Here is a 15162-nt window from a genome sequence, read left to right as displayed (position 1 = left end):
TGTCGGCGGCCAGTGAAAGATCCCCATAGGCGGCCACTTACCGCCCCGTAGGTGGCCGGCGATCTCCCCGCTGACGGCCAGATATCTCCCCGGTGAGCAGTCCAGGCCACCGGTCGACAAGAGTCGGCCGGTGAAGACGAGCAGGGAGATCATGGAGATCCTTGAGGCATACGACCTCACGGGCAGTTACCGTGCGGCGGCAGAGTTGGCCGGGTGTGACCACCACACGGTGGCCCGCTATGTGCAGATGCGCGAGGCCGGGCAGAGCCCGGTGGCCCGTGAGCATCGGGCTCGTCCGATCGACGGGTATCTGGAGAAGATCGAGGAGCTGGTGGTCCGCTCCGGCGGCCGGATCCGGGCCGACGTGGTGCACGAGCGGATCGCCGCGATGGGCTTCGCCGGCGGTGAACGCACCACCCGCCGGGAGGTCGCGCGGGTCAAGCAGCGGTTCCAGGCCGGGCAGCGGCGGGTGTTCCGGCCCTGGATCACCGAGCCGGGGCTGTGGTTGCAGTGGGACTGGGGCGAAGGCCCTCGTATCGGCGGGCGACGCACGAGCCTGTGGTGCGCGTGGCTGGCATGGTCGCGGTTCCGGGTGGTGATTCCGGTGTGGGACAAGACTCTGCCCACGATCGTGTCCTGTCTGGACACGACGTTGCGGCGGATCGGCGGGGTGCCGACCTATGCGCTGACCGACAACGAGAAGACCGTGTCGGTCGACCACGTCGCGCGGATCGCGGTGCGCAACCCGGAGATCGTCGAGGTCGGCCGGCACTACGGGATGACCATCCGCACCTGTGTCCCGGCCGACCCGCAGTCCAAGGGCGGATCGGAGGCCACCGTGCGCATCGCCAAAGCCGATCTCGTGCCCACCGAGGCGAACCTGCTGGGCGGGTACCGCAAGTTCGGCGAGCTGGAGACGGCCTGCCGGGAGTTCTGCGAGCAGGTCAACGACCGGCCGCACCGGGAGACCCGGCGCCGCCCGCTCGAGGCACTGGCCGAGGAACGAACGAGGCTGCATCCGTTGCCCGCTCAGGCGTTCACGGTCGCGTTCGGCACGACGCGCCGGGTGAACTGGGACTGCACGATCTCGGTGGAGGGCGTGCGTTACTCGGTGCCGCACGAGCTGGTCGACACCAGGGTCTGGGCCCGGTTCCACGGCGATGAGCTGATCGTCACCGCCGTCGGCCAGGCCGGTCCGACCGAGGTCGCCCGTCATGCCCGGTCCACGCCGGGCACCCCGGTGATCAGCGACGAGCACTACCCACCACGCGGGAACAAGGACGGTGACCGCGTCCCGAAAGCCACCTCGGCCGAGGAAGCCGCGTTCCTCGCGCTCGGGCCGGGAGCGGCATCCTGGCTGGTCGAGGCCGCCGCGGCCGGAGCCCGACGGGTCCGACCGAAGATGGCCGAGGCGGTCGCGCTGGCCAAGCTGCACCCGGCCGCCGAGGTCGACCAGGCGCTCGGGACCGCGGCGATCGCCGGCCGGTTCGCCGAGAACGACCTGATCCGCATCCTGGCCCACCAGGCTGGCCGCGAGCGGGCCGAGCCGACCAGGGCCGGTGAGACGCACAGCCTGCAACCGGGCACCTCGGCCTGGTCCAACTTCGGCATCACCACGGAAGGGAACGAGGCGTGATGGCGGCACCACTGCGCACCGTCGCGGGCTCGGGCGGCGACCCGCTGGCCGAGGCGATCGAGCTGACCAAACGCCTGAAACTGCCCTACATCAGGCGATCGCTGACCGACCTGATCCCGACCGCCAAAGCGCAGCGCTGGGACCCCGCCGAGGTCGTCCGCGTCCTGCTCGCCGAGGAGGCTGCCGGACGCGACGCGGCCAACCTGCGCACCCGCCGCAAACGCGCCGCGTTCCCCGCCGGGAAGACCTTCGGCGACTGGGACGAGCAGGCATCCACCATCCCGCGCCCGACCCAGGACGCGCTCAAGACCCTGGAATGGGTGCAGCGCAAGGAGAACCTCTGTGTCTGCGGACCGTCGGGCACCGGCAAGTCTCATTTCTGCGAGGCGCTCGGGCAGGCCGCGGTCGAGGCCGGGATGACCGTCGCCTGGTTCACCATCGAGGACCTCGGTGTCCTGGTCCGCCGGCACCGCGCCGACGACTCGATCACCCGAGCGATGACCCGGTTGATCCGCACCGATCTGATCATCATCGACGACATCGGGCTGCTGCCGGTCAGCCCGGACGCCGCCGAGGGCTTCTACCGCCTGGTCGACGCCGCTTACGAGCGGCGGGCGCTGGCGGTGAGCTCGAACCTGCACCCGTCCGGGTTCGACGAGATCATGCCCAAGACCCTGGCCACCGCGACGGTCGACCGGCTGCTGCACCACGCCCACGTCGTGGTCACCCAGGGTGACAGCTTCCGGCTCGCTCAGGCCACCTCCGGCAAGGGCGTGATGCCGTTGAACTGACCGGGGCGGGGAACTATCTGGCCGCCGTTGGGGAGATCTGGGTGGCCACCAGCGGGGAGAACTCCAGGCCGTCTATGGGGAAGAACGAATGGCCATTGACAGCCGCGACGAGTTCGGCGTGATCTTGTTCCTTCATCGGGTGTGGTGACACCCAGACTCCGTCGTAGAGCGGCGCGTACCCGCGAAACCTCAGTTGGGCTCGCAGGGAGCTCCGCCGGCTCTTCTCCTCCTTCGGCATGGTGAAGACGAAGGCCGTCCACGAACCGTCCCAGGAGTCGGGTCCGGCGGCGAACGCCGCGATGGAGGTGCCGCCGAAGGACAGGTCGCCCGCAGCGGGTTCGGTCAGGCGGTAGGAGCTGTGTCGGCCACGTCGGCTGCCCTCGAGCACGCCTCGGCGGGCCAGCCTGCTGATGGCGGTCCGCGCGGCGCCGGTGGTGATGCCGAAATCGCCGAGCAGGGCCACGATCGCCTCGGTCGGCAACCACGCGCGGACGTGCAGGGTGTAGTCGGCGATCAAGGTCACCGTCAGGCCCTGGGGTGAGCTGCCGTTCTGCCGGCGCGGCAGTCGCACGGGATCGGCGACGTCGGGAAAGATCTCTTCGACGTCGAACGGGCTTACCACGGTGCGCTCCTGTTGCAGGTTGGCGTGCAGGACCAAGTCGACTGTAGCGATCCTGCGTATTGAGACCCGACCATTGACACTCCGCATTGCTATCGCCAGTCTAACTGACATACCTCGCGGTTGAATCGTATCAATGCGGTGGGCGGCCGAGGAGGGCACCGTGCCGGACACGCACCCGACAGTCGGGCGGATGGGTCGTCATCGGAACGCAAGCCTCGTCGGGTTCGGCCCGTCAGCACGGCAGGCAACTCCCGCGTGACCGCGTGCCGCCTCGGGCGGTTGATCCTCCGACGACCTGAACCCCGCTGCGCACCGTCCGCCGCCGCGAAAGCGGTCGCATCACCCCGAACCATCCTCAACGTGGAGGAATCATGACCATGCAACGACGTACCTTCCTGCGTGTCGGCGCGGCCGGCGCGGCGGGCCTCGGCGTCGGACTGCTCGGCGCCGGGCAGGGACTCGCCTCCGTCACCTCGCTGGGCGCTCCGACCACGCCGTTCGCCGTGGGTGTCCGCCAGTACAGCTGGATGCGCGGCACCCGTCGGATCACCACCTCCGTGTACTACCCGGCCAAGGGCACGCCCGGTAGCGGACCTGTCGCGAACGCGCCCGTGGCCGACGGTGTGTTCCCCGTCTGCGAGTACACCCACGGCAGTGGCAGCAGCCCGCAGGGCTCCCTGTCGCACATCAGGCCCATGGCCGCGGCGGGGTTCATCGTGCCGGGACCGCACTTCGGCAGCAACGTCGGCGACACCTACAACGGCAACCTCGGCAGGGATGTCTCCGAGGTCATCACGCGGACCCTGGCGCTCAACACCGCCAACGACCCGCTGAGGGGCCACATCAACACCACCGTCGGTGTGGGCGTGTACGGCTACTCGATGGGCGGCATGACCACGCACAGCCTGCTCACCATCGCACCCGACCCGCGCATCGTCGCCGCGGTTCCCATGGCCTGCGTGGACATGGGCAACCCGGCCCCCTCGGTCAAGGCCAAGGTCCTGTTCATCCACGGGGACCGAGACCCCCTCTGCCCCTACTCCTCCGCCCGCCAGGCGTACAACGAATTGCCGCGGCCCAAGGCGTTCCTCACCTTCCGCGGCGGGGACCACGGCAGCTACTGGGGCGACTCCCGTGCCCGCAACACCTTCGTGGACTGGATGCGCTGGGGCCTGTACGCCGACACCGCCGCCCGCGACCGCCTCCGCACCGACGCGTCTTCCAGCACCACCACCTGGGAAACAGCCTTCTAGCCCCGACATGGCTCGCCGCGTTCAGGTGGTCAGGACAGTGATTGTGCTGTCCTGACCACCTCAGTTCGGTACGCACGACGATCCACCGGCGGAGGAGCACCATGGTTCGTCCACCCTCATTCGTTGAACACGTTCGGCTGCGACATCAACGAATCGCTTATCCGGCAGACGGCCGACGCGTTGGTCGCCAACGGGATGGCGGCACGGGGCTACCGCTACGTGGTGGTGGACGACTGCTGGTTCGATCCCAACCGCGACGCCCAGGGCAACCTCCGCGCGCATCCCACCCGGTTCCCGAGCGGGATGAAAGCCCTCGGGGACTACCTGCACGGCAAAGGCCTGCTGTTCGGCATCTACCAGGTGCCGGCGGCCGAGACGTGCGCGCAGTACTTCAACGCCTTCCCCGGTGCCACCGGCAGCAAGGGGCACGAGGCGCAGGACGCGCGCCAGTTCGCGGCCTGGGGCGTGGACTTCCTGAAGTACGACTGGTGCTCGCCGGAGGGCACGATGGCCGACCAGGTGGCGGCGTTCGCGAAGATGCGGGACGCCCTGGTCGCGACCGGCCGCCCGATCGTCTACAGCATCAACCCCAACAGCATCCACGCCAAGACCGGCCGGCTGCGCAACTGGGGCGACGTGGCGAACATGTGGCGCACCACCGAGGACATCACCAACCGGTGGGACACCGGCGGCAACGGCGGCATGACGGAGACCGAGCAGCGCAGCCACTTCGCCATGTGGGCGGTCATGGCGGCGCCGCTCATCGCCGGCAACGACGTCCGCAACGCGTCTTCCACCGCCCTCGGCATCCTCCGCAACGCCGACCTGATCGCGGTCAACCAGGACCCGCTCGGCGTGCAGGCCACGCAGGCGTCCTCCGACGGCACCCGACGCGTGCTCGCCAAACGATTGACCAACGGCGACGTCGCGGTCGCCTTGTTCAACCAGGGCAACACCACCACAACCGTCTCGACGACCGCGAGCGCCATCGGCAAGAACGGCAGTTCCTTCACGCTGCGGGACCTGTGGACCGGGACGACCTCCACGACCACGGGTGCCATCTCGGCGAGCGTCCCGGCGCACGGCACGACCGTGTTCCGAGTCAGCGGTGGCGGCACCACCACACCACCGACGACGTTCGCGCTGCGCAGCGAGTCGGCCGGACGATGCGTGGACGCGCCCGAGAGCGCCGACACCAACGGCACCCAGCTCGCGATCTGGGACTGCCACGGCGCGGCCAACCAGCTGTTCACCCGCAGCGGTACCACGTTGCAGTTGCTCGGAAAGTGCCTGGAGGCCCCCGCCAACGCCGCGTCCGGGGCGAAAGCCCAGCTGTAGGACTGCAACGGCGGCACGCATGACGTGACAGCAGGAGTGGAAGCTCTGATGCCGGACGGCGATCCGGCGTGTTCACGTCGTCTCCCTACGGCATTGATTGGCCGGCGCTTGCCAGTTCGGTCATAGCACTTCTTCTCCGCCGCCCGGTGTGCAGGAAGGTCGGGATCCATGGTGAACAGCGAATCGAACGGATGGACGCGCAGATCGTTGTTGCGCGGTATGGCGATCGCGGGCGTCGCCCCGCTGGTGCCGGGAATCGCGATGGCGGCGCCCGGGCAGGACGGGCTCGCCGAGGACGGGTTCACCCTCGTCCAGGGCGGTGTCGCGGTGGCCCTGTTCGTGGACCAGGCGGACGACCCGGCGGTCGCCCGTGCCGCGGGTGACCTCGCCGCCGACTTGGAACGGGTCAGCGGCGTGCGGCCACCCCTGCGCCGCAGCACGTCCGGGATGGCGGGGACCGCGGTGCTGATCGGCACCATCGGCGCCAGTCCGGTCATCGACCGCCTGATCGCGGAGGGCCGGCTGGACACCGCCGAGGTGGCGGGCCGGTGGGAGGCGTCGGTGACGCAGGTGGTGGACAACCCGCTGCCCGGCGTGACCCGGGCGCTGGTGATCGCGGGCAGCGACCGGCGTGGCGCGGTGTACGGCATCTACGACACCTCCGAGCGGATCGGCGTGTCGCCGTGGTACTGGTGGGCCGACGTGCCGGTGGAACGCCGCACGGCGGTGAGCGTCGGGGCGGCGACGGTCAAGCGCCGTGAACCGTCGGTGCGCTACCGGGGCATCTTCATCAACGACGAGCAGAACCTGACCACGTGGTCCAACCGGATGCAGGAGCGGGACAAGAAGATCGGTCCGGAGACCTACAAGAAGATCTTCGAACTGCTGCTGCGGTTGAAGGCCAACTACCTGTGGCCCGCCATGCACCCGTACACCGACCACTTCAACAAGTACCCGGAGAACGCCCGGCTCGCCGACGAGTACGGGATCGTGGTCGGCTCCAGCCACCCGGAAGCGCTGCTGCGCAACGGCGTGCACGAGTGGCAACCGTGGGCCGAGACGCACCGCAACCCCGACGGCAGCCTGCCGGAGTACGACTACACGGTGAACCCCGGCGTGATCGCCGCGTACTGGCGTGCGCGTGCGAGGCAGAACGCCGCCTACGAGAGCTGCTGGACGATCGGCATGCGGGGCCTGCACGACTCCGGCTTCGTGACCCGCTACGCCACGACGGTGCCGCAGAAGGTCGCGGTGATGAACCGGATCATCACCGATCAGCGCCGCATCCTGGCCGAGGAGGTCGGCCATGGTACCGGCCCGCAGATCTTCATCCCCTACAAGGAAGTCCTGGACCTCTACAACGCGGGCGTGCAGGTGCCCGAGGACATCACCCTGGTCTGGCCGGACGACAACCACGGCAACATGCGGCAGATGCCCACCAGCGCGGAGCAGCAGCGCCCGGGCGGCAACGGGATCTACTACCACATCTCGTACTGGGGAAGCCCGAAGAGCTACCTGTGGCTGGACACCACCCAGATCGGCAAGATCTGGCAGGAGCTGCGCCGCGCCTACGAGCACCGCGTCGACCGCCTGTGGGTCATCAACGTCGGCGACATCAAGTCGCAGGAGGCCGGACTGTCCTTCTGCATGGACCTCGCCTGGAACGTCCACCGGTGGGGACCCGACAACGTCGAGGACTTCCTGGTCGAGTGGACGGGCCGGCAGTTCGGGCAGCAGCACGGCAGCGAGATCGCCGCCATCCGCACGGAGTTCTACCGCCTCGCCGCCGAACGGCGCCCGGAGTTCGTCGACCGCGGCACCATCTCCCTGATCCACCACGGCGACGAGGCGGGCGGACGGATAGCGGCCTACCGGAACCTGCTGGAGCGGACACGGGCGCTGGGCCGCATGTTGCCCCCGGCCTACCAGAACGCTTTCTACGAGCTGGTCGAGTACCCGGTGCACGGCGCCTACCTGATGAACCTCAAGTACTACTGGGCGGACTGCAACGCGCTGGCGTCCCGGCAGGGCCGCGGAGCCGGGGTGAACCGGTACGCGGACCTGTGCGAGGCCGCCCACACGGAGGAGGAAGCGCTCACCCGGCGCTACAACACCGAGATCGCGGGCGGCAAGTGGAACGGTGTCGTCAACCCCTACCCCACCCAGATCCCCAAGGCGCCGGGTCGCCCGACCGTGGTCAGGGTGACGCCGCAGAGCACCTCGGGGCTGGGAGTGGCCGCCGAGGGCAACGAGACCGGGACCGCGCGGCCGCTGTCCTTCTCCTCCTATCCGCGCGACCGCCGTTTCGTGGACGTCTTCAACACCGGGTTCCGCTCCTTCACCTGGCGCGCCACGACGAGTCACCCGTGGGTACTGGTGAGTTCGACCTCCGGCACCGTCACCGACCAGGCTCGCGTGTGGGTCTCGATCGACTGGGCGCGGGCACCCCAGGGCAGGCACGAGGCGACGGTGACGTTCACCGGCGCCGGGCGGAGCCTGTCCGTGCCGCTGCGCGTCAGCAATGACGGCGAGCAGGCACGTACGAGCGCCACGGGGTTCGTCGAGGCCCACGGCTACGTCTCGATCGACGCCGCGCACTTCCACGGCCGCGTGCCGCGCAGCGGCGCGGACTGGCGCGTGGTCCGTGGACTCGGCCGGCGGCAGGCCGCGGTGGAGGCCGTGCCCTCGACCGCGGCGCCCATCGCCGACAACGTGACGACCCGGTCGCCGGAGCTGTCCTACCGGATCCGGTTCGCCGGCACGGGCACCTTCCCGGTGACGGTGTTCCGCCTGCCGTCGCTGGACGCACGCGGGAAACGACGGCTGGCCATCGCCCTCGACAACGGTCCCGCCGTGGTGCTGTCGGGTCAGGCCATCGCCACCGGCAGGAGTGATGACGCCTGGGCGCGCAACGTCACCGCGGGCGTGGAGAAGCTGACCGGCTCGCTGACCGTCACCACGCCTGGCGAGCACGTCCTGCGCCTGCTGATGGTGGACCCCGGCATGGTCGTGGACCAGATCGTGGTGAACACAGGAGGCCTGCCGGCGAGCTACCTCGCCCCGCCGGAAAGCTACCACCCGGGGGCGGTGGGTCGCGGAGTCCGCTAGGGAAGGAAGGACTCCGCTGAGGTGACCAGGTCGAAGGCGTGGCGGCGGTGTGCGGCGAACAGTTCGATCAACCGACCTGAGCGGTGCTGCAGTCGCTGATCCAGGTCGAGCGGCCAACTCGGCGCGATGTCAGGAACGACGGGCATCGGGACCATTCAAAGCAGGTCACCGAGCTTCGCCGCTCATCGACTTTCCCGCACGACCCGCACTTCGCGGGCCGGTACGACCAGTTCGTGGTCGATGGTCTCGCCGGTCACGAGTTCGACTCCCGTCGCGGCCACGCGGCGCTCCTGCTCGCCGTGGTTGAGGGCGAAGATCCATGTGGTGCCGTTCTTCTCGCGGCGCACCACGTCCAGTCCCGCTCCGCCGCCGGACGGTTCGATGCCCGCGTCGTCGAGCACTTGCCCGACGAACTCGTCCAGGCTCGCCGGTTCGAGGGCGCACGAGACGTAGTAGGCGGCGCCCGAGCCGACGGCGCGGCGGGTCACGGCAGGCCCGCCGGCCAACGGGCCCTCGGCGTAGCGTGCGACGACCTCGGCGTCGGTGGCGTCCATGAGTTCCGACCACGAGTGGAACGTGGCGCCGGAGTCGAGTCGGCCGTGCTCGTCGGGTTGGAGCGGGTAGAACTCCTCCGAGCGGACGCCGAGCAGGTCGCGGAACGCGCCGGGGTAGCCGCCGGGTCGTACGGCGTTCTCGTGGTCGACGATGCCCGACATCCAGGTCACCACGACCACGCCACCGCGTTGTGCCACGTCGGCGACGCGTGCGGCGGACTCGTCGTCCACGAGGAACAGCGTCGGCACGATCACCAGGTCGTAGGTGGTCAGGTCGGCCGACGGGGCGACGACGTCGACAAGGACGTTGCGGGTCCAGAGCGCACGGTGCCAGGTGCGCGGTTCGTCTCCGTAGTCGATTCCCTTGTGCGGCTTGAGTCCTCGGGAGAATGCCCACCCCGCCTCGTCGTCGAACAGCAACGCGACCCGCGCGGGTTCCACGGTCGAGCCCCGCACCTCGGCCAGCCTGCCCAGCACCGCGCCCAGCTCCCGCACCTCGCGGCCGATCTTGGAGTCGGTGCCGGCGTGCGACACCATGCCCTGGAGGAACTGCTCGGCGCCCCGCAACGAGGCCCGCCACTGGAAGAACAGCGCGCCGTCGGCGCCGCGCGCGATGTGCCCGAGGCTGTCCCGGACCAGCTCACGGGGCGCTTTGGCCCGGTTGACGGTGTGCCATGCGTGGGAGCTGACCGAGTGCTCCATGAGCAGCCACGGACCGCGACCGGGGGTCATCCCGCGCACCCGGTCGGCGGAGAACGCGATGTCCTGCGCCGACAGCGGATCGGACGGGATGGTGTAGTGGTCGTTGGCGACGACGTCGACGTGCTCGGCCCAGCGCGGGTAGTCGACGATGTCCTGGTGGGGGCCGACCATGAAGTTGGTGGTGATCGGCGTGGTGGGGGCGAACTCGCGGATGACGTCGCGTTCGGCTCGGTAGTGGTCGAGCAGCGAGTCCGAGCAGAACCGGTCGTAGTCCAGCATCAGCGCCGGGTTGTGCGCCTCGCCGCCGCGCGGTGCGGGCACGTGGTCCCAGTCGGTGAGGTAGAGGCCCCAGAACGCCGTGCCCCAGGCGCGGTTGAGGTTGTCGAGCGAGCCGTAGCGCTCACGCAGCCAGACCCGGAAGGCGGCGAGTGACTCGTCGCAGTGGCAACGTCCGTTCCCGCCGCCGATCTCGTTGCTGACGTGCCACAGCACCACCGCCGGGTGCGCGGCGTAGCGCTCGGCGAGTGCCTTCGTGATGCGCAGCGCGTAGCGGCGGAACGTCGCCGAGTTCGCGCACCAGCCGTCCCGTGCTCCCGGCCGGCGCCGCGTCATGTCGGCCTGCACCGGCAGGATCTCGGGGTGGGCGGCGTGCAGCCACAGCGGTGGTGAGGCGGTGGGGGTGGCGAGGTCGACCGAGATCCCATTGCGGTGCAACAGATCGATGACGCGGTCCAGCCACGTCCACTCGAACACGCCGTCGGCGACCTCCAGGGCGCCCCAGCTGAACACGCCGATGGTCACGATGTTCACGCCCACCTCGGTCATGAGGCGCACGTCCTCCTCCCACACCTCCGGCGGCCATTGCTCGGGGTTGTAGTCCCCGCCGAAACCGAGTGCCGAGGTGGGCCAGTGCGTCGTCATCCCTTGAGTCCTCCGGTCAGGAGAGCGTCGCGGTGAACCGCCGTTCAGCGGTGCCCGGATGTGGGGGTGTCACGTGGCGCTCGTCTACTCGTCCTTGGACGGGTGGACGAGCGCCACGTGGTGTCGGGTGGGTCAGCGGCGGGTCCACTGCTGGTTGGCGGTGCCGCTGCAGGTCCATAGCAGTACTCGTGTGCTGTTGGCGGTGCCGGCGGCTTCGGCGTCGAGGCACAGGCCGGTGGCCTGGTTGGTGATGGTGCCGTTGCTGTTGACCGACCACCGCTCGTTGGCTGTGCCGTTGCAGTCCCCGATGGATACCGCGGTGCCGGCGGCGGTGCCGTTGCCATGGGGTTCGAGGCACTTGGAGCCGTAGACCCGCAGTTCACCGGAGGACGTGCTGGTGAAGGACTGGTTGGCGCCGCCGTTGCAGTCCCACAGCGTGACCTGTGTGCCGTTGGCCTGGGAGGCGCCCGGCACGTCGACGCACCGGTTGGCCGGTGTCGAGACGATGGAGGTGCCACCGGTGCCGCGGTAGACCGATGCCTCGGTGGAGGTGGATTTGATGCCGTTGGCGCCGTTGAAGATGCGTTGGCCCCAGGAGGTCAGGCTGTTGGCGTTGAACCCGTTGGCCATGTCGAGGTACTGCACGGGGTTGCCGTTGCCGCTCCAGGACCAGCCCAGGTAGCCCAGTCGTCGGGACTGGGTGGCCGACAGGATGGTGTTCTCGTCGACGTCGCCGTCGGAGTGGTTGTGGCCGAACTCGCCGACGACGATGGGCAGGCGGGCGTTGACGAAGGCGTCGAGGTAGCTGGTGATGGCGCTCGCGGTGCCGTAGACGCCGTACATGTGGATGGAGAACACGGTGTTGCGGAGCGAGTCGGCGTTGAACACCCTGGATGCGTTGGTGCGCATGGTGCCGGACCAGTCCTGGCCCCAGTTCGGTCCGTCGACCATGAGAGTGTGCGTCAGGCCGTTGTTGCGCAGTTTCTGGATCGCGCCGATGGTGTCGTTGGTCCAGCCTCCGGCGTTGTTGTTGCCGTAGGGCTCGTTGCCGATGTTGACGATGACGTACCGCTCCTGGCCGACGATCGCGCCGCGCACGCGGATCCACTGGTCGGCCGCCTGGGACAGGGTCGCCGCCTGCTGGTCGCCGTAGCCGGTGGTGTCGTGGAACTCCAGCACGCAGATCAGCCTGTTCTGCTTGCACATCGACACGACGTTGGCGATGTCGGAGGCGCTGCGGCTGAAGTCGAGCACGACGCGGACCGTGTTCGCGCCGAGTCGTTTGATGTTGGCCAGCGACGACGGCGTCTGGCTCGCGTACCAGGCGTGCGGGTGGTTCACCCCGCGCATGACGAAGTCCGAGCCGTTGGCGTCGTACAGCCGCCCGTTGCTGACGTAGAAGCCGGTCGCCGCCTGCGCCGGGTTGCCCGCCACCAGCATCCCGGCGGCGACCACCGCCAACGCGACCAGCGCGTGGAGAACTCTCTTGATGATCCCTGACCTCACGACGATGTGGGGAACGAGTGGCACGACGGCGGTCCGGGCCCGGCACTGTGCACGCTAACAGCGGAATCCGGCCGGGCCAAGAGTAAGTTTCAGCACGAGTCAAAGTCTGGACATCGACTACGACCTCACCTCCCTGGGGACCGCACCGGCATCGGCAAGCGCCCGGTGCCGGTGGCGGTCAACGTCCACGAGCCCGGTCGCAGGGTGAAGTACACGTAGGACGAATCCGCGCCCGCGTAGGCCAGGCCGGGGACATCGCCGGTGGGTGCGCCGCCGGTGTAGACGGTGGTGCCGTTGGGACTCCATGCGCGTTCCGAGGTCGGCGGCGAGGTTCCTGGCCTGCTGGGTTGTCCACTTCCGTGTTGGGTGAGAGGTGATGCCGGTGACGTGCAGGCGGCGGTTGCCGTGTTCGAGGAACACCAACGCGTACAGGCGCCTGCCGAGCACTGTGTCGAGGTGGAGGAAGTCCGCCGCGATGATGCCCTAGGCCTGGGCCGTGAGGAACTCCCGCCAGGTCGGACCGGCACGGCGTGGCACCGGGTCGATGCCCGCGTGGTGCAGGATCTGCCAGACCGTCGAGGCGGCGATGCGATGGCCGAGGCGGGCCAGTTCGCCCTGGATCCGCCGGTGACCCCACCGTGGGTTCTCTCTGGCGAGCCGCAGCACAAGCGTCTTGATCGCCGCTCGTGTCGGTGGACGCCCGGTACGTCGCCGCGTGGAGTGTCCCACTTGCGGGCCACGAACCTGTGGTGCCAGGCGAGCAGGGTGCCCGGCGTGACCGGGAAGATCTCTGGCCAACGGCGACGGTCCACTGACTTGTAGGGCTTGGTGGTGTCGGCGGTGATTGTAGTGGAGACGTAGCGGTCGAGTACCGCCCGCAGGTGGCGTTCGTTAAGGATGAGCAGTCGGTCGGTGACTTCGCGTCGGATGGTGCCAACGAATCGTTCGGCGTAACAGTTGGCTCGTGGACACCGTGGTGGGATCTTCACGACCTGGATGCCCTCGCCGGAGAGGGCCGCGTCGAACGGAGCGGTGAACTGCCCGGCCCGGCCGCGGATGAGGAACCGGAAGTAGTCTGCCCGGTCCGCCGAGGTCCATCGGTAGGTTGCGGGCTTGTTGCGTGGTCCACAGGTTGTCCGGATTCGTGGTGGTGCCGAGGATGTGCACGTAGCGGCTGGCGACCTCCATCACGAAGAACACGTAGACCCTTGAGCGTCAGGGCGCAGTCGACGTGGAAGAAGTCGCAGGCCGGCATGCTCGCTGCCTGGGCCTGCTGGAACCGTCGCCAGGAGGTGTCGGTGTCGCGCCGGGGTGCGGGCGGTATCCGCGGGACTGGTCCGGCGCAGCACGGCGACCTCGTGCCGCAGCACCGGCAACTCCACGTCCTTTGGCCGCCCATGACCGGCCGAGCAGAACCAGCCAGCCAACGAGCCGGACGAAGATCAGATACAGCAGTCGTAACGTTGCACCTCGCGAGCATGCCTCTACGGCTCATGGTGCGCGATCACCGCAGCTCAGCGTCCAGGTGCAGAGTTCTGGAACCCCACAGGGGATGTCCTCGGTCGGCTCGGACAACCGGACATCGCGTTTACGGCCACCTCGGCTGAGCCCTGACGTGTGTTATCGGGGGAGGGGCGGTTCGCCGGTCAGTCGATCCACAGGACCAGTAGTAGGTCGACTCGGCGTGGGTCCTCGAGGATGAGGTAGACGACGTCGCCCTGTCCGTGGGGGCCGAAGCTCATCGCGCGCATCGGGGTGTCGGGTTTGTCCCGGTGGTAGGGCTGCCCGTTCCACGGTGCGACCTCCAGGACGGCGCGTACCTCGGCGAACGGTGCGAGGGCCTGGGCTGGGAGTGCGTCGACCTGCTGTCGCGAGGTCTCGTCGGTGGTGAGGGTGTACAAGGTGGGCCGGTCAGGCCAGTCCCAAGCGGGCTTTGGTGGTGGCCAGTGGCTCGTCTGGCGGGACCTGCGCGCCGGTGACCCTGGCCGCCGCACGGCGGTACAGGGCGCGGTGCGCTTCGGCGCCCTGGGCGACGGTGATGCGGGCGACCCGGCGCCAGGAGTTCAGGGTGTGGAACACCTCGGTGAGGTCGAGCGCCTCGGTGGCGCGGGCCATGACGTCGCGCCACTCCCGGTCGAACTGCTCGGCCTCTTCGGGGATGAGTGCCGCGCGCACTTGGGCGGGCGTGGCGTCGGCGAATGACGGCCCGCCCGGGCCGTGCTGTGGTTGAGGTGCTGCTGCGGTCACCCGCTCATCCTAGCGGCCGCAACGGCCCGGGTGCAGACGTCGTGTGGTGACAGCCGGCTGCGTGTCGGCCGCGAGGCATCCCCTAGATTCGGTCGTGCCGACCTGCGGTTCGCGCCGTCCGCCTCGGAACCTGCCCGACCCCTGATGCAGACTCGTAATCGTTGATCAAGCAGTCGTAACGCCACACCTCACGATCATGTCCTTATGGCACACGACGCACGATCACGGCAGCTCAGCGGTCCAGTGCAGAGTTCTGGCACCCCACAGGCAGTCGTCGCGGTGGGCTTTGGGGAAGGTGACGCTGCCGTCGGGGTGCTCGATTGATGTGCAGTGCGCCGCCGTGGGTGTGTGGGCCCAGTCGATGTCGTTAGGTGGTCGGCGGTGGCCTAGTGTCCTGCGTCTGAAGTTCGTTGATGAATTGTAGGGTTGTCGGGTGGCTCGTAGGGGTCGGCCGGTGGCCGTGGTGGTGTTGACGGACGAGGAA

11 protein-coding genes are annotated in these 15162 nt (G+C 68.9%); 5 read left to right on the top strand and 6 right to left on the bottom strand.

Annotated features, from left to right (window positions below):
* The first annotated feature begins 130 nt into the window (after positions 1–130).
* Both istA and istB read left to right on the top strand, forming a co-directional pair.
* Complete coding sequence (gene istA, locus ADK67_RS04850) at positions 131–1636, top strand: IS21 family transposase (RefSeq protein WP_053715176.1); 1506 nt, start codon at positions 131–133, stop codon at positions 1634–1636.
* Entirely contained in the window at positions 1636–2427 is a 792-nt protein-coding gene (istB, locus tag ADK67_RS04845; protein ID WP_053715175.1) for an IS21-like element helper ATPase IstB, read from the top strand. The genes istA and istB overlap by 1 nt, the downstream gene beginning before the upstream one ends.
* A 13-nt stretch (positions 2428–2440) precedes the next feature.
* Here the strand turns inward: istB and ADK67_RS04840 are convergent, their stop codons facing one another.
* Positions 2441–3085 carry a hypothetical protein gene (locus tag ADK67_RS04840; protein ID WP_053715174.1) on the bottom strand — a complete coding sequence of 215 codons (645 nt, stop codon included), beginning with the start codon at positions 3083–3085 and terminating at the stop codon, positions 2441–2443.
* Between the two features lie 335 nt (positions 3086–3420).
* On the opposite strand from ADK67_RS04840, the gene ADK67_RS04835 reads away from it, so the two are divergent.
* The 3 genes from ADK67_RS04835 (at position 3421) to ADK67_RS04825 (ending at position 8748) form a co-directional block, all read left to right on the top strand.
* Positions 3421–4302: an alpha/beta hydrolase family protein gene (locus ADK67_RS04835; protein ID WP_053715173.1), complete on the top strand. Its 882-nt coding sequence runs from the start codon at positions 3421–3423 to the stop codon at positions 4300–4302.
* Between the two features lie 123 nt (positions 4303–4425).
* A complete protein-coding gene (locus ADK67_RS04830; RefSeq protein WP_231648017.1) occupies positions 4426–5640 on the top strand; it encodes an alpha-galactosidase in 1215 nt (404 codons plus the stop codon).
* Positions 5641–5808: 168 nt separating this feature from the next.
* Positions 5809–8748, top strand: coding sequence for a glycosyl hydrolase 115 family protein (locus ADK67_RS04825; protein WP_053715172.1), 2940 nt, complete (start codon positions 5809–5811; stop codon positions 8746–8748).
* Between the two features lie 182 nt (positions 8749–8930).
* On the opposite strand, the gene ADK67_RS04820 is transcribed toward ADK67_RS04825, so the two are convergent.
* The 5 genes from ADK67_RS04820 to ADK67_RS04800 form a co-directional block, all read right to left on the bottom strand.
* Positions 8931–10925 (bottom strand): beta-galactosidase, encoded by a 1995-nt coding sequence (locus tag ADK67_RS04820; protein ID WP_053715171.1) that lies wholly within the window; start codon positions 10923–10925, stop codon positions 8931–8933.
* Between the two features lie 132 nt (positions 10926–11057).
* Positions 11058–12431 (bottom strand): cellulase family glycosylhydrolase, encoded by a 1374-nt coding sequence (locus ADK67_RS04815; RefSeq protein ID WP_157619931.1) that lies wholly within the window; start codon positions 12429–12431, stop codon positions 11058–11060.
* A gap of 483 nt (positions 12432–12914) precedes the next feature.
* Positions 12915–13160 carry a helix-turn-helix domain-containing protein gene (locus tag ADK67_RS53355; RefSeq protein ID WP_331459234.1) on the bottom strand — a complete coding sequence of 82 codons (246 nt, stop codon included), beginning with the start codon at positions 13158–13160 and terminating at the stop codon, positions 12915–12917.
* A gap of 917 nt (positions 13161–14077) precedes the next feature.
* Positions 14078–14332: a hypothetical protein gene (locus ADK67_RS04805; RefSeq protein ID WP_053715170.1), complete on the bottom strand. Its 255-nt coding sequence runs from the start codon at positions 14330–14332 to the stop codon at positions 14078–14080.
* Between the two features lie 10 nt (positions 14333–14342).
* Positions 14343–14678: a DUF6247 family protein gene (locus ADK67_RS04800; RefSeq protein ID WP_063797505.1), complete on the bottom strand. Its 336-nt coding sequence runs from the start codon at positions 14676–14678 to the stop codon at positions 14343–14345.
* Between the last annotated feature and the right edge of the window lie 484 nt (positions 14679–15162).

Source organism: Saccharothrix sp. NRRL B-16348, from assembly GCF_001280085.1.
GTDB lineage: Bacteria > Actinomycetota > Actinomycetes > Mycobacteriales > Pseudonocardiaceae > Actinosynnema.
The sequence above is the reverse complement of the archived record's forward strand: the minus strand, read 5'-3'. Positions and strand labels throughout refer to the sequence as shown.